The following is a 24,023-nucleotide window of genomic DNA, read 5'->3' as shown; positions in this document are numbered from 1 at the left end:
GCCCGGCTGCTGGTCGGCAACGCGAATGCCGCATCCCGGGCGCGGAATCAGGGCTTGTACTCGCTGCGGGTGCGGGGCAGCCACTGCGGGTGCTTCTCCCGCAGGTAGCGAACCATCGCCTCGCGCAGGTCGCAGCGGAGGTCCCAGGCGCTCGGCCCGTCGGCGGCGGACGCCTGGATCTGGATGACGACGGTCTGCGGGTTGGCATCGACCATCTGAAGCACCCACTGATGCCGGTCCCACAGCGGCGACGCCTCGATCAGGCGCTGCGCCTCGACGCGCAGGTCGTCCAGGTTGGCGGTGTGGTCGACGTGGATCTGGACCTTGCCGACCACCCGGGTCTCGTGTCGCGTCCAGTTCTGGAACGGGCGCTCGGTGAAGTAGGTCGTGGGCAGGATGAGCCGGCGGTCGTCCCAGAGCCGGATCACCACGTTAGTCAGTTTCACCTCCTCGACGCGACCCCACTCGCCGTCGATGACGAGCACGTCACCGATGTAGAGGCCGTCCGCGAAGGCGACCTGGATGCCGGCGAAGGCGTTGCCCAGCGCGGTCCGGGCGGACAGGCCGATCACGGCGCCGATCACACCGGCCGAGGTGAGCACCGAGATGCCGAACAGGCGTATCGGCTCGAAGGTGGTCATGATCAGACCGATCGCGACGATCGTGACCGCCGTCGAGGTCAACCGTCGCACCGGCCGGATCTGGGTGCGGGTGCGGCGGATCCGACGGTCGGCCATCACCCCGGCCGGCAGCCGGCTGAACGCCACGATCTCGGCGACGTGCAGCGCCCTGACCACCAGCAAGGCGACGCTGCCGATCAGCAGCAACAGGATGGCGTGCCGGCCCTCGCGCAGCCACCGGCCCGGCCCTCCCGGCAGCGCGGCGTAGAGGCCAGCGAGTAGCAGAACGGCGGTCGTCGGGCGGCGGCAGGCCTGGCGCAGCGGCGCCAGCAGCCATTTGTAGCGACCATGGGCGATCCGGTTGACGAGTACGCCGCTGAGCACGTCCACCAGCACGGCCGCCGCCACCGCGGCCAGCATGATCACCGCTCGGCCCATCAGCTGCCGTTCACCGCGATACCAATGGTCATTACTTCCGCTCCCGTCCGGGTCGTCCCCACGGCAGCGTGTCACGAGACGGCCGATCGCCGGGCGTACATCGCGACCGGCCGAAGTCCCCCGGCGGCCGCGGCACGCGGCGCCGCCGCCCGGGGCTCGGGTGGCGAGGAGGTCGCCCGTGATCATCCGCGCTAGCCGAATCCGCCGTGGGAGGCAAAAACCAGGCCGCGGTGCACACCTGGTACCCGGCCAAGTTCGGCGGAGGTCCGGTGGCGCCGTTGCGGACCGTCGCCGATGCCATTGCCACCTGGCCCGAGTACGCCACCGCCGTGGCCGTACGCCTCGACGCGCATGACCAGATCACGGTATGCGCGCCCCACGGCCCCGACGATCTGCTCGATGGGGTGTGGCGGCGCAACCCGGCCAGGGCCAGCGCGGAGATCTCCCGGCGGCGACTCGCCCGCCACCGCCCCACCGAACGCTGGCCTGGTGTCCGCGTCGTGATGTGACCCGGCGCTCGAAGCCCGCTGCCCGAGTCGACCTGCTAATCGCAGGGTGCCCCGTTGCGACATGTGAGTGCGTCTAAGGATGTCTCGTAACTCGGTGATGGCGTTGCCGCGCAACGGTTCCTGGATCAGCCGGCCAGGATGATGTTGTGGAGGTGGGCGATGCCGGATGCGGTGTCGGCCAATGTGTGGGCGGCGCGGCGGTAGTCGCGCAGGATCTTGAAGCATTTCATGCGGGCCAGGGCGTGTTCGACCTGCGCTCGGACCGAGCGATCCTGCTTGTTCAGGTCCGCCTTCCACTCGGGCAGATCACTGCCGTCAGCGGGCTTGCGGTACGGGATGATTACCTCAGGATTGCCGCGGTAGGCGCCGTCTGCCATGACCGGTCGGCCGGCCAGCTTTTAGAACTCCTAACCCCGATGATTCGCCGGTGACGGCCGCTTGTTCGACCAGGCCCGCAGCTATCGACCAATGTTGATGGAGTGCGTGGTCTGGGCGGGGGCGGCGGCGAGGTGCGTCTGTGGCAGCACCACGACGTGCTGACCTGCCAGGTCAGCGACAACGGGCCCGGGCTGGGCGAGATTGCCGTCGCGCTGCCGTCGCCTGATGGTTTCCGAGCGTCGGCAAGGTGTGACGCATCAGCTGACCGGCCACAGCCCTGGCCCGGTATGCGGTGACCAGGCGATCATGGCCGGAAAGCAGGCCCGGATGGCGCGCCCAGCTACCCAACGGCTGTCGAGACGGCACAGCGCAGCAGAGGAGTGGTATGTCTGACGAGCTCGGCGTGACAGGCACTCCCGCGTTCGTGCGCGGCTCACCGTGTGACGTCGCGGTGATCGGAGCGGGCATGGTCGGCTTGTCCACGGCCTGGTTCCTGCAGGAAGCCGGCGCACGGGTGACGGTCTACGAGCGTCATCACGCTGGCGCCGGCTCGTCGTGGGGCAACGCCGGCTGGCTGACCCCGGGGCTGACCGCCCCACTGCCGGAACCTGCGGTGCTGCGTTACGGTCTACGCGCGGTGCTCAGCGCCCGATCCCCGGTGTACCTGCCGCTGCGGGCCGACCGTGACCTGTGGCGTTTCCTGCTGTCGTTCGTGTTCTACAGCACCGCCCGGCGGTGGCGACGGGGCATGGCCGCCTACGTCCCCCTCAACGAGCGCTGCCTGGATGCCTTCGATGCCCTCGCTGCCGGCGGTGTGAGCGCCGTGACGACGCCGGCGGAACCCTTCCTGGCCTGCTTCGCCCGCGAGCGTGACAGCCGTGGGCTGCTGGACGAGCTGGAACAGATGGGCGACGCCGGTCAGGGCGTCACCTTCCGCCCGGTGACCGGACAGGTGGTCCGATCGATGGAGCCCGTTCTGAGCGACCGGGTCGGTGCCGCCGTCCAGATTTTCGGGCAGCGGTACCTGAACCCTTCCGAGTTCATCCCGTCGCTGGCGGATGCGGTCCGGGCCCGCGGCGGCCGCATCCTCGACAACAGCGAGGTGACCGGTCTGCAGCCGGCAACCACGGACGTCCGCGTCACCGGCCCATTCGGGCAGCAGCGCCGCCATGACGCTGTGGTCATCGCCACCGGAGCGGCCTTCGGTGAGCTGGCGGCACGCTTCGGCGTACGTCGCCCGGTGCAGGCCGGGCGCGGCTACAGCTTCAGCGTGCCTGTCGAACGGATGCCCGCCGGCCCGCTGTACTTCCCGGCGCAGCGGGTCGCCTGTACTCCGTTGGGCAGCCGGTTGCGGGTAGCCGGGATGATGGAGTTCCGCCGGCCCGCCGACGAGTTGGACCCGCGACGCATCACCGCCGTCGTCGACGCGGTGCGGCCGTTGCTCAACGGGGTGAACCTTGATGACCGTCGCGACGAGTGGGTCGGTTCCCGGCCGTGCACTCCTGACGGCCTGCCGTTGATCGGCGCGACCGCCGCGCCGCGGGTGTTCGTCGCCGGTGGCCATGGCATGTGGGGCATCGTCCTGGGGCCGATCACCGGACAGTTGGTGGCCCAAGCGGTGCTCAAGGGTGAGGTGCCCGCGGAGCTGGCGCCGTTCGACCCGCTGCGCTAGCGGGTGCGTCAGCGCTGCCGAAGCCCCTGCCGAACGTCCGGAACGATCAATTCAAGGTGGTCCGATGCTGGTGGCGAGCTCTCGCTCGCACACCGTCACTGCGTTGGCGGCGTTCAAAGCTGTCCATCTCACGGCCCCGCGGCCGATCGCCGCAGTTTCCGACGGTTGCTCCTCGAGCAGGACGGCGACTGGGCAACGCAGCCCGCAGCCGTCGGGTCGAGACCCACGGCGAGCGAGGTAGTTCACGACACCCACCGATCGCCAGGGCGAAGCCGTTCGAGCTTCCGCCCTCTTGCTTCCCGAAGCACTTTCGGCCTCCCGACCAAAAAGCGGTACATGAGCGTCGACATCGAAGTATCCGATCAGGGCTGGCTCGCCGGCCTCCGTGCGTCGCTGAGCGAGGACTTCGCCGCCCAGACGACCGGCTCAAGGAACTGACGGAGATCTCGGCCGACACCGGCGACCCCGGCGAAGCACACAACCGGGCGGCACTGGTGACGGCCACCCGGCACAACCTCGAACAGATCACCGGTGCGCTGCGACGCATCGCCGAGGGCAGCTACGGCCGCTGCGAAAAATGCGGCGGCCTCATCCCCGCCGAACGGCTCGAAGTGCTACCGCATACCCGGTTCTGCGTCCCCTTCCAGCAGAAACACAAGGGCTGACGGAATGCCGCGGCAACGGCCGCGCCGGCCTCGTCGCCGGCGCGGCCGCTGATCATGGCAGCACTCAGCCCCGTCACCCGGCAGCCGGATGGCGGGGCTGCCGAGTGGTTGTGACATCCACGTCGATGACGTCCAGGATGCCCAGCAGTCCCGCCAACGCGATCGCCTCGCTACGCGAGAGGGTCAGGCTGCAGGTGGCATCGGGATCGTCGCTGACGCCGTGGATCAGCTCGCGTCGACCGCCGGCGTAGTGGGTGACAACGCCGACCCGATGACCGGTGACGGTGGTGAATGCGTGGCACTCTCCGATGCCCGGCAGCGGTGTGAATTCGACGTCCATGACAAACTCCGGAAGAAGACGACCGCAACCGCGGCCGGGAAGTGGATACGGATGCGGGACCGGCCCACGTCAGCTCGTGAGTAGCCGGCGCAGGCCGGTGAGCGTGGCCAGCGGCGGTTCGGCGGGCATCGTGATGGAGCGGCCGGTCAGCGCGGCCAACCTCGCGGCGGCTCCGGCGGCGGTCGCACCACCACCGGTGAGCAGCAGCCGCCGCTGACCACCCCGCAGACGGTCGAGACGGCGCACACAGTCGGCGATCGCCGGGATCCGGTCGACGGATCCGGCGTCATCGACACGCTCCGCCGCGACGATGCTGCGGTCACAGATGCGTGCCACTTCGGTACGTCCGGATCCGATGTCCACCACGACCACGTCACCGCCCGGGTCAGGACGGCAGGCCAGAGCAGCCGCGAGTGGCTCCTCCACTGCATTGACCCGTCCACCGACGGCACGGCGGACCGCGGCGACAAGCACGTTGCGCTGGCGCAGGGTCGCGGTCGCCGGCACACCGACCAGTACGGGATAGGCGGTGTCGGAAGGTAGGCGGAGATCGGCGGTCAGCAACCGGAGCAGGTGCACGCAGGCGAAGAAGTCGCTTACCACGCCGTTGCGCACCGGCCACGTGGCGGTCACACCGCGGGTCTGAGCGGTCAGCGCGGCTCGTCCGGCCACGTGCCGGTCGGTGCTGGGGCGGCAGAGCACCGTCGGTTCAGTGATCACCGTTCCAGCCTGCGGCGTCCACAGCCGGACGGTGGACGTTCCGAGGTCAAGGGCAAGGCACGACTGTACGCCCGGACGAGCGTAGGCGCCGGCGGTCAGCATGTCGTCCACCCGGGTACGTCGGGGACCAGGTGTCGAGGGCTAACGAAGGGAAGCGACGTCGCCGGCAGGTCAATGGGCATGCAGAAGCGAAAGTCATGAATGAAGGGTGGCATGGTGCTCCCAGCCAAGGGGCAGCGTCGTGTCCGACGCCGCGCAACGGGCGGCTTCAGGCGGTGAGCGTCCACGTCGGCGGGGCCCGGTCCGCCGACCACGCCGGTACACAGCCCGGGACCGCACGGCGGGTCAGCCGGAAGACGATGCACAACCCGATGTCCCGGGCGGTGGACACGACCAACACCAGCACAGCCCAGACGAGCAACGTCGGCACCGCAACTCGCCGGTCGACGCCCCCGAAGCCGCGCCCGTCATCCATGTCGGCCACCATAGCCGTCCAGAACAGGAAGGGCCACGACAGCACTCAAGCGGTCGACCGAGGTCTCGGTCATCCGGCCCGCACCGCAGCCAGTGACCGCGGGCCGGTTGCCGGGCATCGGCAACGAGCGCGACGAAGTTGCGCCGGATCCGACCGCTTTCACTGAGCTGTTCAGCGGCGACGATGGGATTCGGTAAACGCTTGTATCAATGGAAGTGATCGGTGTAACCGTGCCCGCGAACGTCCTCTCGTCCGACCAGCGCGCTGCCGGTATGTGTCGCTCTGCCCCGCAGACCGCGGTCGCGATTGGCCTCGGCAGCAGCTCGATCGGCGTCTGGGCGGCGCACCGCGGCACCATCAGCGCGCCGTGCGGGGACGCGTCTACCTCCGCCGGTTCTCTGATCCGGCGCGGCTGTATCGTCGACGCCGACGGCTGCGTGATCCTGCTGTCCCACTTGATCCGCCTCTTCAGCGAACCGGTGCCTCCGGCGGTGTCGTCGCGGCCTGCCGCCCGGTCCTAGCCGGCGAACACGACCAGACCGTGATGCGCCGCGTCGTCGAGACGGTCCTCGCACCCTCCCGCCTGGTGTCCATCGACACCGTGCGCGCCGCCGCGATCGGCTCGGGAGCAGCCGGCAGCCTGCTGGTCACCGACGTCGGAGCCCAGCTGACCGAGGTCGCCCTGCTGCACCACAGGCGGGTCGCAGCACGGCCGTGATCTCCGGAACCGACCCCCCGGCGGCGAAGCACGCCAACCGCCTGCCGCCGTACCGCCTCACACTCGCCCACCGCGCGGACAACCCACCTCATCGAAACGCCCCATCACCCGGGCCTGGGGTGATTAACGGTGACGACCACGCTGACAGGCCGAGTTGCAATGAACGAGTTGACCTTTCAAGATCCAGAACGGACCGTCCAGCGGTAACGGCGTTCCGGCCGTCCGGTGTTTCCGTACCTGAGTGTTACTGCGGCCCGGCCGACTACGGCGAAGTGTTCGAGGTAACGGCGGGCACTGACTCGGGAGATGCCGATCTGATGCGCACACTCGGCGGCGGAGAGGGTTCCCGCTTGCTTCCGGAGGATCCCCTCCACCAGTCCGGCAGTCTCTGGGCTGAGGCCGCGGGGGAGAGCCGACGAGCCGGTGATCGGGCTGCTCGACGTGAGCGCCCGGTCGATATCCCCCTGGTCGCAGACCATGCTCTTCGAGAGAGTGCTGCGCCGCGCGGCATACTGCTCGAGCCTGCCCCGCAGTTCCTCGAAGCTGAATGGTTTGAGAAGGTAGTTGACCGCGCCGTACCGCACCGCCCGGCGTACATTGTCGCTCTCCCGGGCAGCGCTGATAACGAGGACATCGCAGTCATGCCCGGCGGTGTGCAGCCTGGCGACCACGTCGAGGCCGAACATGTCCGGAAGGTACAAGTCGAGCAGCACCAGGTCTGGGCGCAACTGCTCCACCGCGGCGATTGCCTCTTCCCCGGTGCTCGCGGTTGCCACGACCCGGAAGTCTTCGAGCCGTTCGACGAAACCGCGATGGATCCGGGCCACCCTGAAGTCATCATCAACGATCAGCACGTCGATCACGGCCCTGCCTCCAGCGGGGCTACCGACATTCGCGCGGTGAACATCGCGCCCTCCTCGGTGTTCGTCACTGCGACCTCACCACCGCGGCGGTGACAGACCATGCGGGTGAGCGCGAGGCCGATACCCCGTTCACCGCCCTCTGCCGCTTTCGTCGTGAAACCGTGGGCGAACACTTCCTGCGCCAGTCGGGGAGCGATCCCCGGCCCCGAGTCGCGGACGACGATTTCGATCGATGCGGAATCCTGACGCAACTCGACTTCTACCCACTGGTTTCCGGCGCCCGGCCTGCCGTTGATGTCCGGGCAGGCGCCCGAGTCCGCGGGGGAGACATTCCGGCCTCCTGCGACGGCTTCGACGGCGTTGTCCACGAGGTTGCCCAACACCGTACCCACATCGGCTGATACCGCCATGTCCAGCCGGCCCAACCTGGTCCGCTCAGAGATCCGCAGTTCCACGCGGCGCTCGGCGGCGACCGCCGATTTGGCCGTGAGCAGAGCTGCCACCGCAGTGTCGTGGATCCGGCTCGTCACCGCGAGGTCCAGGGAGGCGCGATGCCGGCTGAGCGCCTCGACATACCGGACCACCTCCTCGTGCTCACCGATCTGGATCAGCCCGGAGATGGTGTGCAGCTGATTCGCGAACTCGTGTGTCTGTGCGCGCAGCGACTCAGTGGTACTGCGAAAGGAACCGATCTCCTGCTCCAGGCGGGCCAGCTCGGTCCGGTCCCGCAGTGTGGTGACCGAGCCGAGCCGCCGGCCGTCCTTGTTCACCCTCATCCGGCTCATCACGAGCACCCGGCCGCCCCGCACCACGACCTGGTCCCGCGTCTCCCGCGCGCTGCCCGCCCCCGTGAGTACGTCGCGTAGCCGGCCCTCGATCCGTAGCTCCGACAGGCTGCGGCCGAGGCAATGTTCGGGCAGGTCGAGCAATCGGCGGCCGACAGAGTTGACCAGCGTGACCCGGTGTTGCGGATCGAGCGCGATGACCCCTTCGGCTAGGCCGTGCAGCAGCGCTTCCCGGTGCTCTGCCAGACCGGCGATCTCCCGCGGTTCGAGGCCGAGGGTCTGCCGCTTGATGCGCCGGGCCAGCAGCCATGATCCGAGCACTCCGAGGGCGCTGGCTATGCCGAGGTAGGTGAAGAGGTAGGACGAAGCGCCGACCAGCCGTTGCCACCAGGACGGAAGTGCCTCGCCGACCATCACCACGCCCAGATGCCGCCCGAGGTTCTCCTTCTTGCGGTCGCCCAGGACCGGCACCTGCGCCACCAGCTCGCGTGCCCCGCCCACCGCCAGCTCACCGAACCAGCTCCGACCGCCGGCGACCCTCGGATCACCGAGCACCATGAGGCTGCCCACCAGCGTCGGGTTGGTGGAGGTGACTATCCGTCCGCTGTCATCGGCGACGCTGACGGTGGTCACGTTCGCCTGAACCGGCAGGTTCTGCACCAGGGACGCGATCGTCTCCCCGGGCGCCGGCCGGTCGAGGCGGTCCCGTAGCAGCGGGTTCCCGGCGAGTTGTTCGCCGAGGGCAGCGACACGGCGGCCTTCGACCCGGTTGAAGGTGGCCGCCGACTGCGCCAGCGACACGGCCGCCACCGCTGCGAGCACCACGACGATGATCGCGAGTTGGAGAGCGAGCAACTGCCCGGCGAGCGTACGACGCCGAGGCATGACCGCGACCACAAAGACCTCAACTTCCGCTGGTGACACAAGGCAGACGGGGAGCCTGCGCCGGGGTCATCATCTTGCCGCCGGTCTGAATCGAAACGGAAGAGAAACATGATGGCAACCAGAAGAATTGCGCTACTCGTGGGCGTCTCCGCAACCATGGCGGTCGCCCTGGTGGGCTGCGGCGCCACGGCAGAAGAGGGCGAGGCGGGCGCCGGCGGCGACGGCAAGCCGATTACCGGTCTACGCATCATGGTGCCGAACAGCCCCGGTGGCGGATACGACACCACGGCCCGCACGGCGGCGAAGGTGATGGAGGATGCCAAGATCGCCGCTGGCGTGCAGGTGTTCAACCTGCCCGGAGCAGGCGGCACGGTCGGACTGCAGCGCATCGTGAACGAGAAGGGCAACGGCAAGCTCGCGATGCAGATGGGGCTGGGAGTGGTCGGAGCCTCATACACCTCGAAGTCGTCGGCCACTTTGACTGATACCACCCCGCTGGCCAAAATGATCGAGGAAGCAGGCGCGGTCGTCGTGCCGAAGAACTCGCCGTACCGGACGATCAACGACTTGGTCACGGCCTGGAAGGCCAACCCGAAGGGCCTCGCTGTCGGCGGCGGCTCGTCCCCCGGAGGCCCCGACCACCTGCTGCCGATGCAACTGGCCAAGACCATCGGCATCGACCCGCGACAGGTCAACTACATCTCGTACGACGGCGGGGGCGAGCTGCTGCCAGCCCTGCTCGGAGGCAAGGTGGCCTTCGGCGCAAGTGGGTTCGGGGAGTTCCTCGATCAGGTCGAGGCCGGGCAGCTCCGGGTTCTCGCGGTGACCAGCGAAGCGCCGGTCGACGCGCTACGGGACGTACCGACGCTGAAGTCCGCAGGTATCGACCTCGTCTTCACCAACTGGCGGGGCATCGTCGCACCGCCCGGCATCAGCGACGCCGACAAGAAGCTGTGGATCGATGCGTTGACCAGGATGCACGACTCCGCCGAGTGGAAGACCGAACTCACCAAGCGGGGCTGGACCGACGCGTTCGTCACGGGCGATCAGTTCGCCGCCTTCCTCACCCAGCAGGACAGGTCGGTGGCTGACCTGCTCAAGCAACTCGGCCTGGCATGACCGGCCGGCCGAGCCGATCGGATCGGGACGGCGGTTCGCCGTCCCGGTTCCCGGCGTTGTCTGACATCCCGATCCAGCGCGCGCCTGAGCCGTCGGACGCGGCACGAGCGGACGACGCGCCGCGTTCCGCAGCGGATGCGTCGAAGCCGGACCGCGCACAGTACGTCGTCTGCGTCTTCCTGGCGCTGGTCGGGATCATGGTCGTCGTCGACGCGACCCAGATCGGTCAGGCGGTGAGCAGCACCGACCCGCTCGGCCCACGACCGGTGCCGATCCTGCTCGGCACGCTGCTCATGGCCGTCGCGGTGGTCTACGCCGTCGATGTGGCTCGTGGCGGCGTCGGCGAGCCCGAGGCCGGCGAGGACGTCGACCTGGCCACTCCTGTCGACTGGCGCACCGTCCTGCTTCTCCTCGCGGCGTTCCTGACCAACGCAGTGTTGATCGAGCCGCTCGGCTGGGTGATCAGTGGCTCGTTGCTCTTCTGGGGCACGGCGTTCGCGCTCGGCAGCCGCAGCCACGTCCGGAACCTGCTGATCGCCGTGGGGCTCTCGCTCATCACGTTCTACACATTCGCCATCGGGCTCGGCGTCAACCTGCCCGCCGGCGTGCTGCGAGGAATCCTGTAGATGCAGAACCTCCATTCGCTTCTCGACGGGTTCGCCCACGTGGCGACGCCGATGAACCTGCTCATCGCGCTTCTCGGTGTCACCATCGGCACCGCGGTCGGTGTACTACCAGGCATCGGCCCCGCGATGACAGTAGCGCTGCTGCTGCCTGTGACGTACGGCATGGAGCCCACCCAGGCCTTCATCATGTTCGCCGGCATCTTCTACGGCGGAATGTACGGCGGATCGACCACGTCGATCCTGCTCAACACTCCCGGTGAGTCCTCGTCGGTGGTGACCGCGATCGAGGGCAACAAGATGGCCAAGGCCGGCCGGGCAGCGCAGGCGCTGGCCACCGCCGCGATCGGGTCGTTCGTCGCCGGAACCATCGCCACCCTGCTGCTGGTGGTCATCACCCCGCCGGTGGTCCGGTTCGCGGTCAGCCTCGGCGCGCCGGACTACTTCGCCCTGATGCTGCTGTCGTTCGTCGCCGTCACCTCGGTGCTGGGCGCCTCCCGGGTACGCGGTTTCGCCTCGTTGCTGATCGGCCTGGTCATCGGAGTGGTGGGGATCGACAGGGTGACCGGTCAACAACGGCTCACCTTCGGCGTGCCGCAGCTCGCAGACGGCATCGACGTGGTTGTGGTGGCTGTCGGGATCTTCGCCGTGGGCGAAGCGCTCTGGATCGCCGCGCACCTCCGACGCCGTCCGGCCGAGGTGATCCCGGTCGGCCGGCCGTGGATGGGCCGCGACGACTGGCGCCGGTCCTGGAAGCCCTGGCTGCGCGGCACCGCTTACGGATTCCCGTTCGGGGCGCTACCCGCGGGCGGCGCTGAGATACCCACGTTCCTGTCGTATGCCACCGAGAAGAAGTTGTCCAAGCACCGGGACGAGTTCGGCCGGGGAGCGATCGAAGGCGTCGCCGGCCCCGAGGCGGCCAACAACGCGTCCGCCGCCGGCACGCTGGTACCGATGCTCGCCATCGGCCTGCCCACCAACGCCACCGCCGCGGTGATGCTGGCCGCCTTCGAGCAGTACGGCATCCAACCCGGCCCGCTGCTCTTCGAGCGGGAGTCGGGTCTGGTCTGGACGCTCATCGCCAGCCTCTTCGTCGGGAACCTGCTGTTGCTGGTGCTGAATCTCCCGCTCGCGCCCGCCTGGGCGCGGCTGCTCCGGATTCCTCGACCGTATCTCTACGCCGGCATCCTCTTCTTCGCGTCTATGGGCGCGTACGCCGTCAACGCACAGCCGTTCGACCTTTTCCTGCTGCTCGTACTCGGCCTGCTCGGCTTCGGCCTGCGCCGGTTCGGGCTGCCGATCCTGCCGCTGATCGTCGGGGTGATTCTGGCTCCGCGCGCCGAACTGCAGGGCCGCCGGGCGTTGCAGCTGTCCGGTGGAGAGTGGCACGGGCTGCTGGGTGGCTGGGTGTCGGGTTTGATCTACACCACCGTGCTGGTGGTGCTCTTCTGGCCGTTGGTCCGGCGGTTCGTCCTCCGCCGGCGTGCAAGGATGGTGACAGGGTGACCGTTCTGGTGGGATACGTTCCATCCCCGATGGGAATGGCAGCCCTGCAGGCCGCGATCGGACAAGCGCGATTCCGCGACGAGCCGGTGCTCGTGGTGAACACCTCGCGGGGAGATGCCTACGTTGATCCCTGCTTCGCTCAGCAGCCCGACCTGGACGCGGTGACCCGCGAGCTGAACGCGTCCGGGGTACCGTTCGCGATCAGGCAGCTCATGCAGGGTCGGGACGCCGCCGAGGAGATAGCCGATCTCGCCGAGGCGCAGGACGTGTCGTTGGTAGTCATCGGAATCCGGCATCGAAGCCCGATCGGCAAGCTGATCCTGGGCTCGACCGCACAGGAGATCCTGCTCCGGGTCTCCTGCCCGGTCCTCGCGGTGAAGGCCGCGACGCCACGACGGATATCTCGGGCAGCGGGGCCGTCCCGCTGGCCTCTCCCCAGTGAGCCGTAGCCGCCGGGTCACCACCCCGAGCCCAATGACGGTTCATGAATGCTCGCGAAGCTTCCGCCCGCCATTGCCACCGAGACTGCGACGCTTTTTTGACGACATGCCCTCGCGCGAGGACCTGGGAGTAGCGACTACCCGGCCTGAACCCGGATGGATAGGGTGCACGCATGGATCTGGAAATCCGGCATCTGAGAGTCGTTTGCGCGATCGCCGATACCGGAAGCATCTCGAAAGCAGCATCCAGACTGGGGATCTCGCAGCCCTCCGTCACGACCCTGCTTCAGCGTGTCGAACGGATGGTCGGTCATCAGATATTCCAGCGCGGGCGCGGTGGCGCTCGATCCACCACCTTCGGAGAGCAGTTCCTCCAACGAGCCCGCCTATTGGTCGCCGAAATGGACGCGTTGAGGGGAAATATCGCCGGCCCGGCGGGCACGATCCGATTTGGATCGGTGCACATGGAGTGCGTCTCGTCTCTGTTCCATTGTCTGGAGACGAGCTTCCCGGATATCTCCTTCTCCATGTGCGTCGAGCCGTCCAGCCTGAGGCTCGCCCAGCGACTGGTGCACGGCGACCTCGATGTGGCGGTGCTGGCGATTGCGGAGTCCCATCAGATTCCACTCCCGCAGGAACTAGGTGAGCGGGTGCTCGCGTCGGCAATCCCGGTGTACGTCGCTGTCTCCAGCGCCCACCGGGCGGCGGGTCTTCGGGAGATCCCCCTGGAAGGGCTCAAGAAGAGGCATGGATCAGGCCGCCCGGCGGAGAGGACGGTTCCCTGTCCGCCTTCTGGCAGGCGGCCCGCAAGGCAGGCTTCACCCCGCGAATCCAGTTCGACGTGCCCAGCGGCGGCGGGCGGCAGCTCGTCGGCTCCGGACGCGCCGTTCAGCTGGTGGAGCCGACCTCCCATGGCGGTCCGGGAGTCGCAGTCGTTCCCCTCGCCGGGGAACCGCTGCGCATGCACCTCACGCTCTGGTGGCATCGCCGTCGCATGAGTGCCGAACAGGCCGACCGCCTCTTCGAGGTTATCCTCGGCACCTACTCGACGTTCGCGATGGAGAGCCCCGTTTTCCAGCCGCGCTGGTCGAGGCACCCATCAGCTTGTCTGACGGCGCCTCGCGACGACGAACAGCACTCTCATCGACCAGCAAGCACGCCCCGGTGCGTGGAGGGATCGACGACCGCTATCCCGCCGAGGCGGCGGTCCGCTTGAGCCGATCGTGTGCGTCGTCGTAGGCGGTAGCAGGATGGGGGAGCACGTTGCCGAGGGCCGACCGCCCTGCCTGCGAGACGAGCTGATGAGCGTCCAGCATCTCCAGCCCCGCCAAGGATCCGACCCAGCTCACCAGATCCTGGTGAGCTATTCGATAGGCGTCATCGAGAGGACGGGCGCAGCCGATCGACATGAGATCGAGGTCGGTCTCCAACCGTGGCCAACTAATTTGCCATCCCTTGATCACCTCAATGGCGACAGTGGTGACGGTAGCGATCGCCACACCGGCCGGACAGGCCTGGCCGTGCCCCTGGCGAGCGTAGCCGTCACCGAGCGCAAGCATCGCCCCGTGAACGTTGACACCCAGGTACAGGGTCGCGCCCGCACGCGCCTCGGGGATGTCGAGCTTCCCGCCGTAGAAATCAGGCACCATGGTGGACCGAGCCTCGAGTCTCCCGGGAGACACGCCTATGGTGCCGATAGTCGGCTCCAGCGGCAGGTCCACCGCATGGTCCGTTCTCGTCGGCTGGAACCGGACCGTTCCAGCCCGACGATCTATCTCATAGAACCAGACCCGCGCCTCGACCGGTGCGCCAAGCGCGAGCGCTCGCACACCGGATCCGAGCGCGCCGATGTGTGGAGGCGTGGACGACACCCCCAGTCTCGCGCGGGAACGATCGAGACGATGTGGATGGCGAGTGTGTCACCGGGCTCGGCCTCCTCGATCAGGAAGGGTCCGGAGACCGGATTCAGATGCGGCGTCTCCAACATCCAGGACGACAGGTCGGACACACTGCGAAGCCGGCCACCGAAGCAGTCCTCGGTGTACACCTCCAGCACGTCACCGGAGCGCAGATGCGCGACTGGTATCCGACCCCCGAACGTGTAAGCGAGTTGTCGCTCGGCGGGCCGATGACCGATCTTCCCCATGACATCACACTCGTCCCTCGTCATGCTGCTTCGTCTGGTAACGGCCCGCCGGACCACGTCCCTTGCCGCAACGCATCGCGGTCCTCCATGAAGTGCGCCGCGGCGCGGCCCAGAACGATCGGCGATCAACGCGCCGCATCGCTCCCGGATGTCTGCGTGATCTGCTCCCGCGCCGGAACCGGTCGCAACGAGACTCCCCGCCCCCGAGCGGTGTGCAGGTATTTCGTGCCTGTCGAGCGCTCGCCCAGCTTGCGCCGCAGACGGGACAGCAGGACGTCGAGGGACGCCGCCGACGGCAGGCCCTCCGCGCGGATCCTCGTCCGTAGCTGCGACCGTGGCACCACCCGGCCGGGGTGCTCCGCAAGATAGGCGAGAAGCTCGAACTCGGTACGCGTCAGCGCCACGGGTCGTCCGTCCACTGAGACGCTGCGACCTGCCACATCGATGCGAAGAGCGCCGACCTCGGACGGCGCCGGAGGCGGTGCCGGCGGAACCCGGCGCAGCAGAGCGCGGACGGAGGCGTCAACCACCGCGGGTGGACACGGCTTCGGCAGGAATCCGTCTGCGCCGGCGCGCAGCATGCGGACGACGTCATCGTCGATACTCCTGATGCTGTGTGCCAGAACCGGGCGGCGGGACGCGACACACAGCAGGCGCATCAGCAGCAGCCCGTCCACCGCCGGCACGACCGGGTCTACGATCACGACATCCGGCCTCCGGTGGGTGTGGCAGGTCAGGTCGGACAGCGTCCGCCCGCTCTCATGGAGGGCGATCTCGGTGACCAGATGACCGAAGCGCGTCAACTGATCGCCGAGTAGGCGCCGATAGCGATGGTCTTCGTCGATGAGCAAGATGGTCGCCATGGTTGCCGTCCGGTGTCTGAATCGTGAACACCTGGACGATCGCACGACCGGACCGCCCGCTTTCATGTCATCTGTCCATCACGTCGCCTGATCGATCCGACGACCCTCGACGCATCGCTCACAGGTTCCGGTAAGGCCCAGGCGGGCCACCCTGACCACCCGCTGTGGACTCGTTGTGGCCGCCGGAGCCGCCTGGCTAGCGTCCACCCCCCAAGCATCCATCGAAGTGCGTCAGCGCCTTTGCTGGATCACACCCTCGCCCATGAGGAGAGAGCATGTCTGGACACCCATTGCGGCGAAGACTAGGTCAGCTGTTCGGCGCGCTCACCGCGCTGACGCTCGCCTGCGGCGTCATCGCGCCGCCGGCCGCCGCGAACACGGCGCGGCCCGTGCCACCCGGGCAGCAGGCCAGAAAGACCGATGCGGCACCGCCGGCAGCGGGCGATGCGACTGTTCGGGGCAAGGACCGGGTAGACCATGTGAGCGAGCAGGCGCTCCCCGTACACAAGCGCCCGCCGCAGCCGGCCGCGAAGGACGCCGCCCGCGTCGACTACGACCGCCCCGCAACCGCGAAGCGACGCGCTCGGCCGTCGGACGCCGGGTCTCGCGCCGCCGCTGCCGCCTGCAGCCCCGCAGACTTCACCGGCCGAACGGGATCGGCGCTGGTCAGCCAGATCAAGGGATCCACTGTCGACTGCATCAACAGCCTGTTCAGCCTCTCCGGCAGCGATGCCTACAACGCCTTCCGCGAGGCGCAGATGGCAAGCGTCGCGTACGCCGTGCGGGACGGCTCGCCCGGCTACCCGGGTAACCCCTCCACCGGCATGCCCCAGCTCGTTCTCTACCTGCGGGCCGGCTACTACGTGCAGTGGTACGACACGAGCGTCGGAACGTACGGGCCGGCACTGCAGACCGCAATCCGCTCAGCGCTCGACGCCTTCTTCGCGAACGCACGCGCCTGGGACGTGACCGACGCCAACGGTGAAACCCTGGCGGAGGCGGTGACGCTCATCGACAGCGCACAGGAGAACGCCCGATACCTGTTCGTGGTGAACCGGCTCCTGACCGGCTTCAACTCGTCGTACACCTCGTCCTGGTACATGCTCAACGCGGTCAACAACGTCTACACGGTGCTGTTCCGAGGCCACCAGGTGCCCGCGTTCGTCTCCGCCGTGCAGGGCGACCGCACCGTGCTCGACAACCTGTACAACTTCGCCAACACCCACGCCGGCCTCCTCGGCACCGACAACGGCTACCTCACGTCGAACGCGGGCCGGGAACTCGGACGATTCCTGCAGCACGCCCCGCTCAAGCCCATCGCGCGGCCGATGGCGTCGGCGCTTCTCTCGCGAAGCAACATGACCGGCCCGACCGCGCCGCTCTGGGTCGGCGTCGCCGAGATGACCCAGGCATACGACGTCGCCAACTGCTCCTACTACACCACCTGCAACCTCTCCGCCCAGCTGACCAGCTCTGTCCTGACGATCAACTACACATGCAGCCCATCGATCAAGATCGTCGCGCAGGACATGACCTCGGCTGAACTGAGCCAGTCCTGCACCAGCCTGAAGGGCCAGGACGCCTACTTCCACAGCCTGGTCGGGGACAGCGGGCCGGTGGCAGGCGATGTCAACACCGACATCAAGGTTGTCGTCTTCAACTCGAGCACCGACTACCAGACCTACGCGGGCGCCATCTACGGCATCGATACGAACAACGGTGGTATGTACCTGGAGGGCAACCCGCCGGACCCCAGCAACCAGGCAAGGTTCATCGCCTACGAAGCCGAGTGGGTCCGGCCGGCCTTCCAGATCTGGAACCTCAACCACGAGTACACCCACTACCTCGATGGCCGGTTCAACATGTACGGCGACTTCAGCGCCAACATCACCACACCTACCATCTGGTGGATCGAAGGCTTCGCCGAGTACGTCTCCTACTCCTACCGGAACGTCACCTACACCAGCGCCCAGAACCAGGCGGGCAACCACACCTATGCGCTGCGCACGCTGTTCGACACCACCTACAACAACGACCAGACGCGCATCTACAACTGGGGCTACCTGGCCGTGCGGTACATGATGCAGTCCCATCGGCCGGACATGACGACAGTGCTCGGATACTACCGATCGGGGGCATTCAACGCCGCCCGCACGTACCTCACCAGCACCATCGGCTCGCGCTACGACGCCGACTTCGACGCCTGGCTGACGCGCTGCGCGGCAGGGGATTGCGGCGGGGGCACCACGCCGCCCCCGACCAACCAGCCGCCGTCCGCCTCGTTCACCGTGGCGACCAGTGGGCTCACCGCCACCTTCACCGACCGGTCCACGGACGCCGACGGCAGCATCGCCTCACGGCAGTGGGCCTTCGGGGACGGGAGCACCTCGTCGACCGTCAACCCCAGCAAGACCTACGCTGCGGCCGGCACCTACACCGTCTCGCTGACGGTCACCGACAACCAGGGAGCGACCGCGAGATCGTCCCAGACCATCTCGGTCACGACGGGCGGCGGCACCACCATGCCGGAATGCGGCGGCACTGACACGCGTACCCTCGACCGCAACTGCCAGCGCAGCGGACGCTCCGCGACCGCGGGCAACTACGACTACCTGTACATCTACCTGCCCGCCGGCGTCAGCACCCTCACCATTGCCGCGGCCGGCGGCACAGGCAACTGCGATCTCTACTACAGTCCGTCGAGCTGGGCCACCACCAGCAACGCCACCCGCTCCTCCGCCGGGGCCGGCAACACCGAGTCGCTGGCCATCCCCAGCCCGGCCGCCGGGTACCACTACATCAGCCTCTACGGGAAGACCGCCTGCTCCGGCGCCACGGTGAGCACGCGCTACTGAACCCCATGTGATGGGTATGAGCGCGCCGCCCGGCGGGAGTCGCCGGGCGGCGCGCCCGCCTGGCCTGTGGCCACCGCGCCGCCTGCGGTCGCGTGCATAATCTCGGTCATGGGCATCGATGTGCGCCACCTGCGGGCGATCAGTGCCATCGCCGAGGCCGGAAGCGTGACCGGCGCCGCCGCCCGCCTGGGTCTGTCGCAGCCCGCGCTGACGGCCCAGGTGCATCGGATCGAGAAGACGGTCGGTGGGCCGCTGTTCGTCCGAAGCCGTACCGGTATGCAACCGACCGAACTCGGCAAGCAGGTGCTCCAGCGCGCCCGCGTCGTGCTGGCCGAGGTCGACGCGCTCGTCGAGGACTTCGGCGACCGGCACCCCAATCCGGGCCTGCTCCGACTCGGCACCGTCCACATCGCCTGCGCGGGCAGTATCGTACGTCATGTCGCGGAAGCGTTCCCGGATCCGGAGATCGCGCTGCAGATCGAGCCGTCCTCGCGCCTGTTGGTGGAGGCACTCACCCGGGGCCAGTTGGATGCCGCGTTGCTGGGCATCCTTGAGGGCTTCGAGATGCCGATCGGTCCCACGCTCACCAGCCGGCCACTGATCCCCCGTTACCCGATCTTCGTCGCCATGTCCGCCTCCCACCCGCAGTCCCACCACGAGCAGGTGCGGCTGGCCGACCTGAGAAACGAATCGTGGGTGTGCCCGCCGGGGCCGGACGACGGCTCACTTGCCTCGCTGCGACGGGCCTGCCGCGCTGCAGGTTTCGAGCCGAAGATCCGGTACGAAGCGCCGAGTGGCGCCGCGCACCCACTGGTGGCCGCCGGAGACGGTGTCCGGCTGGTCGACCCGACCTGGGCCCCGGCCGCCGGGACTCGGGTGCTGCCGCTGCGCGGGGAGCCGCAGTTGCTGGCCAGGCTGATGGTCGTCTGGCGGCGCGATGCGCTGACCTCGGCACAGAGCAGCACCCTGTTCCAGGCCATCACCCGGGCCTACCTGGATCACGTCAACGACAACGCTGCCTTCGCCCGATGGTGGCGGGCCAATCCCCACGCCCATCCCGCAGCGTCGTAGCGATCCGACGGCGATATATAGGCATCAGCTATGGGCAGGATGATGTTGACGCGGTATGTGCCGTCATCTAACCTGCGAATGGCCCACAACTACATAGACACCATTCGAACCTGCACGGGAGAGACTCCGTTCATTCGGAGCGCCGAAGGAGCAAACTCCCAAGAAACTCTCAGGCCCCATTACCGTGCAGGCGAGGTGACTCTGGAAAGCAGACGACCGTCGTCTCACCCACGGTGCAAGCCGCTGACGCAGCGGTGAAGCTCTCAGGTCAATGACAGAGCGGGAGGCAACCGACCGTTCGACGCCGCGTGCGTCGGGACGAGGAGCGCCCCCGTGCACCAGGATCCTGCGGCTCTGCTCCGCTCACCTCTGCATGCGTCGCACATAGGACACGGAGCTCGATTCACCGACTTCAGCGGCTGGCGGATGCCCCTTCGCTACGGAAGTGAGCTCGCTGAGCACCGCGCCGTACGCGAACAGGCCGGCCTCTTCGATCTCAGCCACATGGGTCAGCTCGAGGTGTCGGGGCCGGAGGCCCCGGCAGCACTGGACTACGCTCTGGTCGGGCACCTGTCCGCCGTACCGATCGGCGGCGCGCGCTACACCATGCTCTGCGACGCCGCCGGCGGGGTGCTGGACGACCTCGTTGCCTATCGTCTGGCATCGCACCGGTACCTGCTGGTCGTCAACGCCATCAACACACGCGTCGTACATGAGGCCATCAGGACCCGTTGTGCGGACTACGCGGCCTGGGCCGCCGACCGCACGAACGAGCGGGCGATCATCGCGGTGCAGGGGCCGCGCGCCGCCCCCATCGTGGAAGCCCTGACCGGTACGGGACTCACCCGGCTCCGCTACTACACCGTAGCGCTACTGGACATCGACGGTCGGCCAGCCGTCGTGGCTCGTACCGGCTACACCGGCGAAGACGGCTTCGAACTGCTCGTACACGCCGAAGACGCGGTCCGCACGTGGGAAGCAGCGCTTGTGGCCGGTCGGCGTCACGGCTTGACGCCCACGGGGCTGGCGTGCCGCGACACCCTCCGCATCGAGGCTGGGATGCCGTTGTACGGCGCAGAGATCGGCCGTGACGTCACCCCGTTCGATGCCGGGCTGGGGCGGGTGGTGTCCTTCGTCAAACCAGGCGACTTCGTCGGACGAGCCGCGCTGGCCGAGGCCCACAAGAGCGGCGTCACCCGTCGGCTCGTCGGCCTCGTCGCGTCCGGGCAGAGAATTCCCCGAGCGGGCCAGCAGGTGGTGACGCTGACCGACGACGGCCATGGTGCTGATCCGGTCGGCCTCATCACAAGCGGCGCCCCGTCACCCACATTCAAACGACCGATCGCGATGGCCGGCATCCGTGCCGGCACCGGCGACAGCATCCGGCTGGCCGTGCAGATCCGGGGGACCACCGAGCCCGTCGAGATCGTCCCTCTTCCGTTCTACCGTCGTCCGCGGTGATCGCGGCCATTCCTTGCGAGGGTTCAGCGTCATGAACGTACCGGAACACCTGAAGTACAGCCTCAACCACGAGTGGGTCAACGACTCGGTTCAGCCGGCCGAAGTAGGCATCACCGCTTTCGCCGCCGAAGCGCTCGGTGATGTCATCTATGTGCAACTGCCCGAGCCGGGGAGCCACCTGACTGCCGGTGACGTGTGTGGAGAGGTCGAGTCCACGAAGTCGGTCGCGGAGCTGTACCTCCCGGTCAGCGGAGAGGTCGTCGCCGTCAACGAGGCGGTCATCGCCGATCCGGGCCTGATCGGCGTCGATCCGTACGGCAAAGGCTGGCTTCTGCGGGTCCGGTTGGCGCAGGTGCCTTCCCTGATGTCGCCGGACGAGTACCGCGCCTTCTCCAACGAGTCGCGGTAGGCCCCGATGGCAGCCTTCGACGATGATCTGGCCGACCTCGACCCCGTCGTCGCCGAGGCGATCGGCCGGGAGCTACGCCGCCAACACGAGACCTTGGGCATGATCGCCTCCGAGAATCTCGCGCCCCGAGCCGTGCTTCAGGCGCAGGGATCGGCCCTCACCAACAAGTACGCGGAGGGCTACCCGGGGCGGCGCTACTACAGCGGATGCGAGCATGTCGACGACATCGAGTGCCTGGCGATCGACCGGGCCAAGCGGCTGTTCGGTGCCACGTACGCGAACGTGCAGCCGCATTCCGGATCGCAGGCGAACGCCGCCGTGATGGCTGCTCTGCTCCAGCCGGGTGACACCATCCTCGGGCTCGACCTCGCTCACGGCGGTCATCTGACCCATGGCATGCGCATCAACTACTCGGGGCGGCTGTACCGGGCCGTGAGCTATCGCGTAGGCGCCGAAAACCACCTGATCGACATGGACGAGGTCGAAGAGCTGGCGCGCGAGCATCGGCCGAAGCTGCTCATCGCCGGCTGGTCGGCCTACCCTCGGACGCTCGATTTCGCCCGGTTCCGGCGGATCGCCGATCAGGTGGATGCATACCTGCTCGTGGACATGGCACATTTCGCCGGGTTGGTCGCGGCCGGTCTGCATCCCAACCCGGTGCCTCACGCCCATGTCGTCACCCTGACCACGCACAAGACCCTCGGCGGCCCCCGGGGCGGCACCATCCTCAGCGCGTACACCGATCTCGCGCGGAGGCTGGACTCTGCGGTCTTCCCAGGCCAGCAAGGCGGTCCGCTGGCGCATGTCGTGGCCGCGAAGGCGGTGGCCTTTCGGATCGCCGGAGAACCGCAGTTCCAGGATCAGCAGCGGCGCGCCCTGACCGGCGCGAAGATCGTTGCCGATCGTCTCGGCGCCGCCGAGGTCGCGAAGGCCGGCATCCGGGTGGTCAGCGGAGGCACCGACGTGCACCTGGTGCTGGTCGACCTGAGTCACGCGGATCTCGATGGCGCGCAGGCGGAGCGGCTGCTGCAAGGCGTCGGCATCACCGTCAACCGTAATGCCGTGCCGTTCGACCCCCGCCCGCCGATGGTGACCTCCGGGCTACGGATCGGCACCTCCGGTCTCGCCACCCGAGGATTCTCCGAAGCGGAGTTCATGGAGGTGGCCGACATCATCGCCGGTGCTCTGACTGGCAAGGAGGCTGACACGTCGCTACGCACGCGGGTGGCTCGCCTCGTCGATCGGCACCCCCTCCATCCCGGCCACACCTCCTGACCGTACGGGGAACCCGAGCTCCCGCGGGTGGTAGATCACTTCGTCACGCTCTGCTTCCTGAGGGCGACAACAGCCCCGAGAAAGGACCCCAATTGCCGAACAAGCTGTTGCTGATGGCGGCCGGCAGTCACCGACTCCGGAGAATCGTGGCCGGATCCCCCCTGACCCGGGGCGTGGTGCAACGATTCGTTGCCGGCGAGGTCAACGACGAGGCGATCGCAGTAGCGCGGCGCATCGTCGATTCCGGGATGCGGGTGACGATCGACCATCTCGGCGAAGGAACGACGACAGTCGAGCAGGCTGCCGCTGTACGCGACGCGTATCTCAGCCTGCTCTCCGCGACGCGGATGCCCGGTATGGCCGAGGTGTCGGTGAAACTGTCGGCGCTCGGTAGCGCGCTGCCCCACAACGGTCGCCGACACGCCTATCGGCTGACACGCGACATCTGTGCCGCTGCGGCTGCCGCCGACGCCACGGTGACCCTCGACATGGAGGATCACACCACGGTTGACCTGACGCTGGCCGTACTGGACGAACTGCGTACCGAATTTCCCTGGGTGGGCGTGGCGCTGCAGGCGTGCCTGCACCGTACCCCGGCGGACTGCCAGCGCCTCGCGTACGCAGGGAGCCGGGTGCGCCTGGTCAAGGGAGCCTACGCGGAGCCGGCGTCGGTGGCCTTTACGCGACGGCGTCAGATCGACGAGGCATTCGACAGGTGCCTGCGGATCCTGATGCAGGGCCAGGGCTATCCCATGGTGGCGACCCACGACCCCCGCCTGATCGACAGCGCCATCGGACTCGCCCGCGCCGGTGGCCGGAGCACCACCGACTTCGAGGTCCAGATGCTGTACGGCATCCGCGCGAACGAGCAGACGCGGCTTGCGGGGGAGGGGTACCGCGTACGGGTTTATCTGCCGTATGGACAGGACTGGTACGCGTATTTCACCCGCAGGCTTGCCGAGAAGCCCGCGAACCTGCTCCTCCTGGCTCGATCCTTCAAGCCGGGCGCCGCCGACTGAGCGCGACGCGGAGCTTCCGGCATCGTTCGCCGCGGACCAGGCAGCCATGGGCGGTCACGCGGAACCGAAGACCGTCGTCCGTGGCGATGACAGGAGCATTGCGCCATGATCAGTGTTTTCGATCTTTTCAGCGTCGGTATCGGGCCGTCCAGCTCGCACACCGTCGGG

Annotated in this window: 24 protein-coding genes, 2 pseudogenes and 1 riboswitch; of the genes and pseudogenes, 17 read left to right on the top strand and 9 right to left on the bottom strand. The window is 68.0% G+C overall.

All coding sequences use genetic code 11. From position 1 onward, the window contains the following. Window positions 1-47: 47 nt before the first annotated feature. Window positions 48-1,058: a mechanosensitive ion channel family protein gene (locus V6U82_RS27810; RefSeq protein ID WP_030274996.1), complete on the bottom strand. Its 1,011-nt coding sequence runs from the start codon at window positions 1,056-1,058 to the stop codon at window positions 48-50. 230 nt (window positions 1,059-1,288) lie between these two features. Between V6U82_RS27810 and V6U82_RS27805 the strand changes: the two genes are divergently transcribed. Continuing rightward, complete coding sequence (locus V6U82_RS27805; protein ID WP_247301876.1) at window positions 1,289-1,567, top strand: nucleotidyltransferase family protein; 279 nt, start codon at window positions 1,289-1,291, stop codon at window positions 1,565-1,567. Window positions 1,568-1,692: 125 nt separating this feature from the next. Here V6U82_RS27805 and V6U82_RS27800 read toward each other — a convergent pair. After that, a pseudogene (locus tag V6U82_RS27800) lies at window positions 1,693-1,962 on the bottom strand (transposase family protein); the annotation flags it as partial. 368 nt (window positions 1,963-2,330) lie between these two features. Here V6U82_RS27800 and V6U82_RS27795 point away from each other — a divergent pair. Together V6U82_RS27795 and V6U82_RS27790 are read left to right on the top strand one after the other, a co-directional pair. Next, window positions 2,331-3,617 (top strand): NAD(P)/FAD-dependent oxidoreductase, encoded by a 1,287-nt coding sequence (locus V6U82_RS27795; RefSeq protein WP_334466289.1) that lies wholly within the window; start codon window positions 2,331-2,333, stop codon window positions 3,615-3,617. 494 nt (window positions 3,618-4,111) lie between these two features. Beyond that, window positions 4,112-4,282 (top strand): TraR/DksA family transcriptional regulator, encoded by a 171-nt coding sequence (locus V6U82_RS27790; RefSeq protein ID WP_230650302.1) that lies wholly within the window; start codon window positions 4,112-4,114, stop codon window positions 4,280-4,282. A 73-nt stretch (window positions 4,283-4,355) separates the two neighbouring features. Here V6U82_RS27790 and V6U82_RS27785 read toward each other — a convergent pair whose 3' ends face one another. The 3 genes from V6U82_RS27785 to V6U82_RS27775 form a co-directional block, all read right to left on the bottom strand. After that, window positions 4,356-4,622 (bottom strand): hypothetical protein, encoded by a 267-nt coding sequence (locus V6U82_RS27785; protein ID WP_030274987.1) that lies wholly within the window; start codon window positions 4,620-4,622, stop codon window positions 4,356-4,358. A gap of 69 nt (window positions 4,623-4,691) precedes the next feature. Further along, window positions 4,692-5,444 (bottom strand): rod shape-determining protein, encoded by a 753-nt coding sequence (locus tag V6U82_RS27780; protein WP_334466378.1) that lies wholly within the window; start codon window positions 5,442-5,444, stop codon window positions 4,692-4,694. Window positions 5,445-5,610: 166 nt separating this feature from the next. Further along, window positions 5,611-5,817, bottom strand: a complete 207-nt coding sequence (locus V6U82_RS27775) for a hypothetical protein (RefSeq protein WP_334466285.1) — start codon at window positions 5,815-5,817, stop codon at window positions 5,611-5,613. 209 nt (window positions 5,818-6,026) lie between these two features. On the opposite strand from V6U82_RS27775, the gene V6U82_RS27770 reads away from it, so the two are divergent. After that, complete coding sequence (locus tag V6U82_RS27770) at window positions 6,027-6,338, top strand: hypothetical protein (RefSeq protein WP_051611147.1); 312 nt, start codon at window positions 6,027-6,029, stop codon at window positions 6,336-6,338. A gap of 65 nt (window positions 6,339-6,403) precedes the next feature. After that, window positions 6,404-6,535: a hypothetical protein gene (locus V6U82_RS27765; RefSeq protein ID WP_334466282.1), complete on the top strand. Its 132-nt coding sequence runs from the start codon at window positions 6,404-6,406 to the stop codon at window positions 6,533-6,535. A 176-nt stretch (window positions 6,536-6,711) separates the two neighbouring features. Here V6U82_RS27765 and V6U82_RS27760 read toward each other — a convergent pair whose 3' ends face one another. Beyond that, a complete protein-coding gene (locus V6U82_RS27760) occupies window positions 6,712-7,398 on the bottom strand; it encodes a response regulator (protein WP_128138606.1) in 687 nt (228 codons plus the stop codon). Next, complete coding sequence (locus V6U82_RS27755; RefSeq protein ID WP_225319627.1) at window positions 7,395-9,038, bottom strand: sensor histidine kinase; 1,644 nt, start codon at window positions 9,036-9,038, stop codon at window positions 7,395-7,397. The genes V6U82_RS27760 and V6U82_RS27755 overlap by 4 nt, the downstream gene beginning before the upstream one ends. A 168-nt stretch (window positions 9,039-9,206) precedes the next feature. Here V6U82_RS27755 and V6U82_RS27750 point away from each other — a divergent pair, with 168 nt between their 5' ends. The 5 genes from V6U82_RS27750 (at window position 9,207) to V6U82_RS27730 (ending at window position 13,754) form a co-directional block, all read left to right on the top strand. Next, on the top strand, window positions 9,207-10,187 hold the full coding sequence (locus V6U82_RS27750; protein WP_334466277.1) for a Bug family tripartite tricarboxylate transporter substrate binding protein: 981 nt from the start codon (window positions 9,207-9,209) through the stop codon (window positions 10,185-10,187). Continuing rightward, window positions 10,184-10,813, top strand: coding sequence for a tripartite tricarboxylate transporter TctB family protein (locus V6U82_RS27745; RefSeq protein ID WP_135240910.1), 630 nt, complete (start codon window positions 10,184-10,186; stop codon window positions 10,811-10,813). The genes V6U82_RS27750 and V6U82_RS27745 overlap by 4 nt, the downstream gene beginning before the upstream one ends. Further along, a complete protein-coding gene (locus V6U82_RS27740) occupies window positions 10,814-12,316 on the top strand; it encodes a tripartite tricarboxylate transporter permease (protein WP_013476179.1) in 1,503 nt (500 codons plus the stop codon). It abuts the gene before it with no gap. Then, window positions 12,313-12,765 carry a universal stress protein gene (locus V6U82_RS27735; protein WP_128137554.1) on the top strand — a complete coding sequence of 151 codons (453 nt, stop codon included), beginning with the start codon at window positions 12,313-12,315 and terminating at the stop codon, window positions 12,763-12,765. Before V6U82_RS27740 ends, V6U82_RS27735 begins: the two co-directional genes overlap by 4 nt. 164 nt (window positions 12,766-12,929) lie before the next feature. Next, entirely contained in the window at window positions 12,930-13,754 is an 825-nt protein-coding gene (locus tag V6U82_RS27730) for a LysR family transcriptional regulator (protein ID WP_334466270.1), read from the top strand. A gap of 189 nt (window positions 13,755-13,943) precedes the next feature. Here V6U82_RS27730 and V6U82_RS27725 read toward each other — a convergent pair. Beyond that, a pseudogene (locus V6U82_RS27725) lies at window positions 13,944-14,902 on the bottom strand (acetamidase/formamidase family protein). 125 nt (window positions 14,903-15,027) lie between these two features. Next, the gene (locus V6U82_RS27720; protein ID WP_051611145.1) at window positions 15,028-15,765 is read right to left on the bottom strand and encodes a response regulator transcription factor; all 738 of its coding nucleotides are present in this window, start codon (window positions 15,763-15,765) and stop codon (window positions 15,028-15,030) included. Window positions 15,766-16,154: 389 nt separating this feature from the next. Between V6U82_RS27720 and V6U82_RS27715 the strand changes: the two genes are divergently transcribed. From V6U82_RS27715 to V6U82_RS31640, 7 genes are all read left to right on the top strand, one after another. After that, window positions 16,155-18,620, top strand: a complete 2,466-nt coding sequence (locus tag V6U82_RS27715; RefSeq protein WP_334466264.1) for a collagenase — start codon at window positions 16,155-16,157, stop codon at window positions 18,618-18,620. A 108-nt stretch (window positions 18,621-18,728) separates the two neighbouring features. Next, on the top strand, window positions 18,729-19,691 hold the full coding sequence (locus V6U82_RS27710; protein WP_135240905.1) for a LysR substrate-binding domain-containing protein: 963 nt from the start codon (window positions 18,729-18,731) through the stop codon (window positions 19,689-19,691). Window positions 19,692-19,796: 105 nt separating this feature from the next. After that, window positions 19,797-19,886: riboswitch (glycine riboswitch) on the top strand. 138 nt (window positions 19,887-20,024) lie between these two features. Further along, the gene (gene gcvT, locus V6U82_RS27705) at window positions 20,025-21,152 is read left to right on the top strand and encodes a glycine cleavage system aminomethyltransferase GcvT (RefSeq protein ID WP_334466262.1); all 1,128 of its coding nucleotides are present in this window, start codon (window positions 20,025-20,027) and stop codon (window positions 21,150-21,152) included. A gap of 31 nt (window positions 21,153-21,183) precedes the next feature. Continuing rightward, window positions 21,184-21,561, top strand: coding sequence for a glycine cleavage system protein GcvH (gcvH, locus tag V6U82_RS27700; protein WP_128138908.1), 378 nt, complete (start codon window positions 21,184-21,186; stop codon window positions 21,559-21,561). 6 nt (window positions 21,562-21,567) lie between these two features. Next, window positions 21,568-22,836, top strand: coding sequence for a serine hydroxymethyltransferase (glyA, locus tag V6U82_RS27695; RefSeq protein ID WP_334466261.1), 1,269 nt, complete (start codon window positions 21,568-21,570; stop codon window positions 22,834-22,836). Window positions 22,837-22,928: 92 nt separating this feature from the next. Next, window positions 22,929-23,855 (top strand): proline dehydrogenase family protein, encoded by a 927-nt coding sequence (locus V6U82_RS27690; protein WP_334466260.1) that lies wholly within the window; start codon window positions 22,929-22,931, stop codon window positions 23,853-23,855. A gap of 105 nt (window positions 23,856-23,960) precedes the next feature. Beyond that, the coding region (locus V6U82_RS31640; protein ID WP_442933455.1) for a serine dehydratase beta chain at window positions 23,961-24,023 on the top strand (63 nt) is incomplete at its 3' end.

Origin of the sequence: Micromonospora sp. CPCC 205554, from assembly GCF_036902745.1 — a bacterium.
Taxonomy (GTDB): Bacteria; Actinomycetota; Actinomycetes; order Mycobacteriales; family Micromonosporaceae; genus Micromonospora; species Micromonospora tulbaghiae.
The sequence above is the reverse complement of the archived record's forward strand: the minus strand, read 5'-3'. Positions and strand labels throughout refer to the sequence as shown.

What these genes read in the sequence shown, in the direction of transcription:
- V6U82_RS27740 (WP_013476179.1), top strand. Translation starts at nt 10,814, where the DNA reads ATGCAGAACCTCCATTCGCTTCTCGACGGGTTCGCCCACGTGGCGACG.
- glyA (WP_334466261.1), top strand. Translation starts at nt 21,568, where the DNA reads ATGGCAGCCTTCGACGATGATCTGGCCGACCTCGACCCCGTCGTCGCC.
- V6U82_RS27710 (WP_135240905.1), top strand. Translation starts at nt 18,729, where the DNA reads ATGGGCATCGATGTGCGCCACCTGCGGGCGATCAGTGCCATCGCCGAG.
- V6U82_RS27770 (WP_051611147.1), top strand. Translation starts at nt 6,027, where the DNA reads ATGGAAGTGATCGGTGTAACCGTGCCCGCGAACGTCCTCTCGTCCGAC.
- V6U82_RS27810 (WP_030274996.1), bottom strand. Translation starts at nt 1,058, where the DNA reads ATGGGCCGAGCGGTGATCATGCTGGCCGCGGTGGCGGCGGCCGTGCTG.
- gcvH (WP_128138908.1), top strand. Translation starts at nt 21,184, where the DNA reads ATGAACGTACCGGAACACCTGAAGTACAGCCTCAACCACGAGTGGGTC.
- V6U82_RS27730 (WP_334466270.1), top strand. Translation starts at nt 12,930, where the DNA reads ATGGATCTGGAAATCCGGCATCTGAGAGTCGTTTGCGCGATCGCCGAT.
- V6U82_RS27780 (WP_334466378.1), bottom strand. Translation starts at nt 5,444, where the DNA reads ATGCTGACCGCCGGCGCCTACGCTCGTCCGGGCGTACAGTCGTGCCTT.
- V6U82_RS27795 (WP_334466289.1), top strand. Translation starts at nt 2,331, where the DNA reads ATGTCTGACGAGCTCGGCGTGACAGGCACTCCCGCGTTCGTGCGCGGC.
- V6U82_RS27745 (WP_135240910.1), top strand. Translation starts at nt 10,184, where the DNA reads ATGACCGGCCGGCCGAGCCGATCGGATCGGGACGGCGGTTCGCCGTCC.
- V6U82_RS27785 (WP_030274987.1), bottom strand. Translation starts at nt 4,622, where the DNA reads ATGGACGTCGAATTCACACCGCTGCCGGGCATCGGAGAGTGCCACGCA.
- V6U82_RS27775 (WP_334466285.1), bottom strand. Translation starts at nt 5,817, where the DNA reads ATGGATGACGGGCGCGGCTTCGGGGGCGTCGACCGGCGAGTTGCGGTG.
- V6U82_RS27720 (WP_051611145.1), bottom strand. Translation starts at nt 15,765, where the DNA reads ATGGCGACCATCTTGCTCATCGACGAAGACCATCGCTATCGGCGCCTA.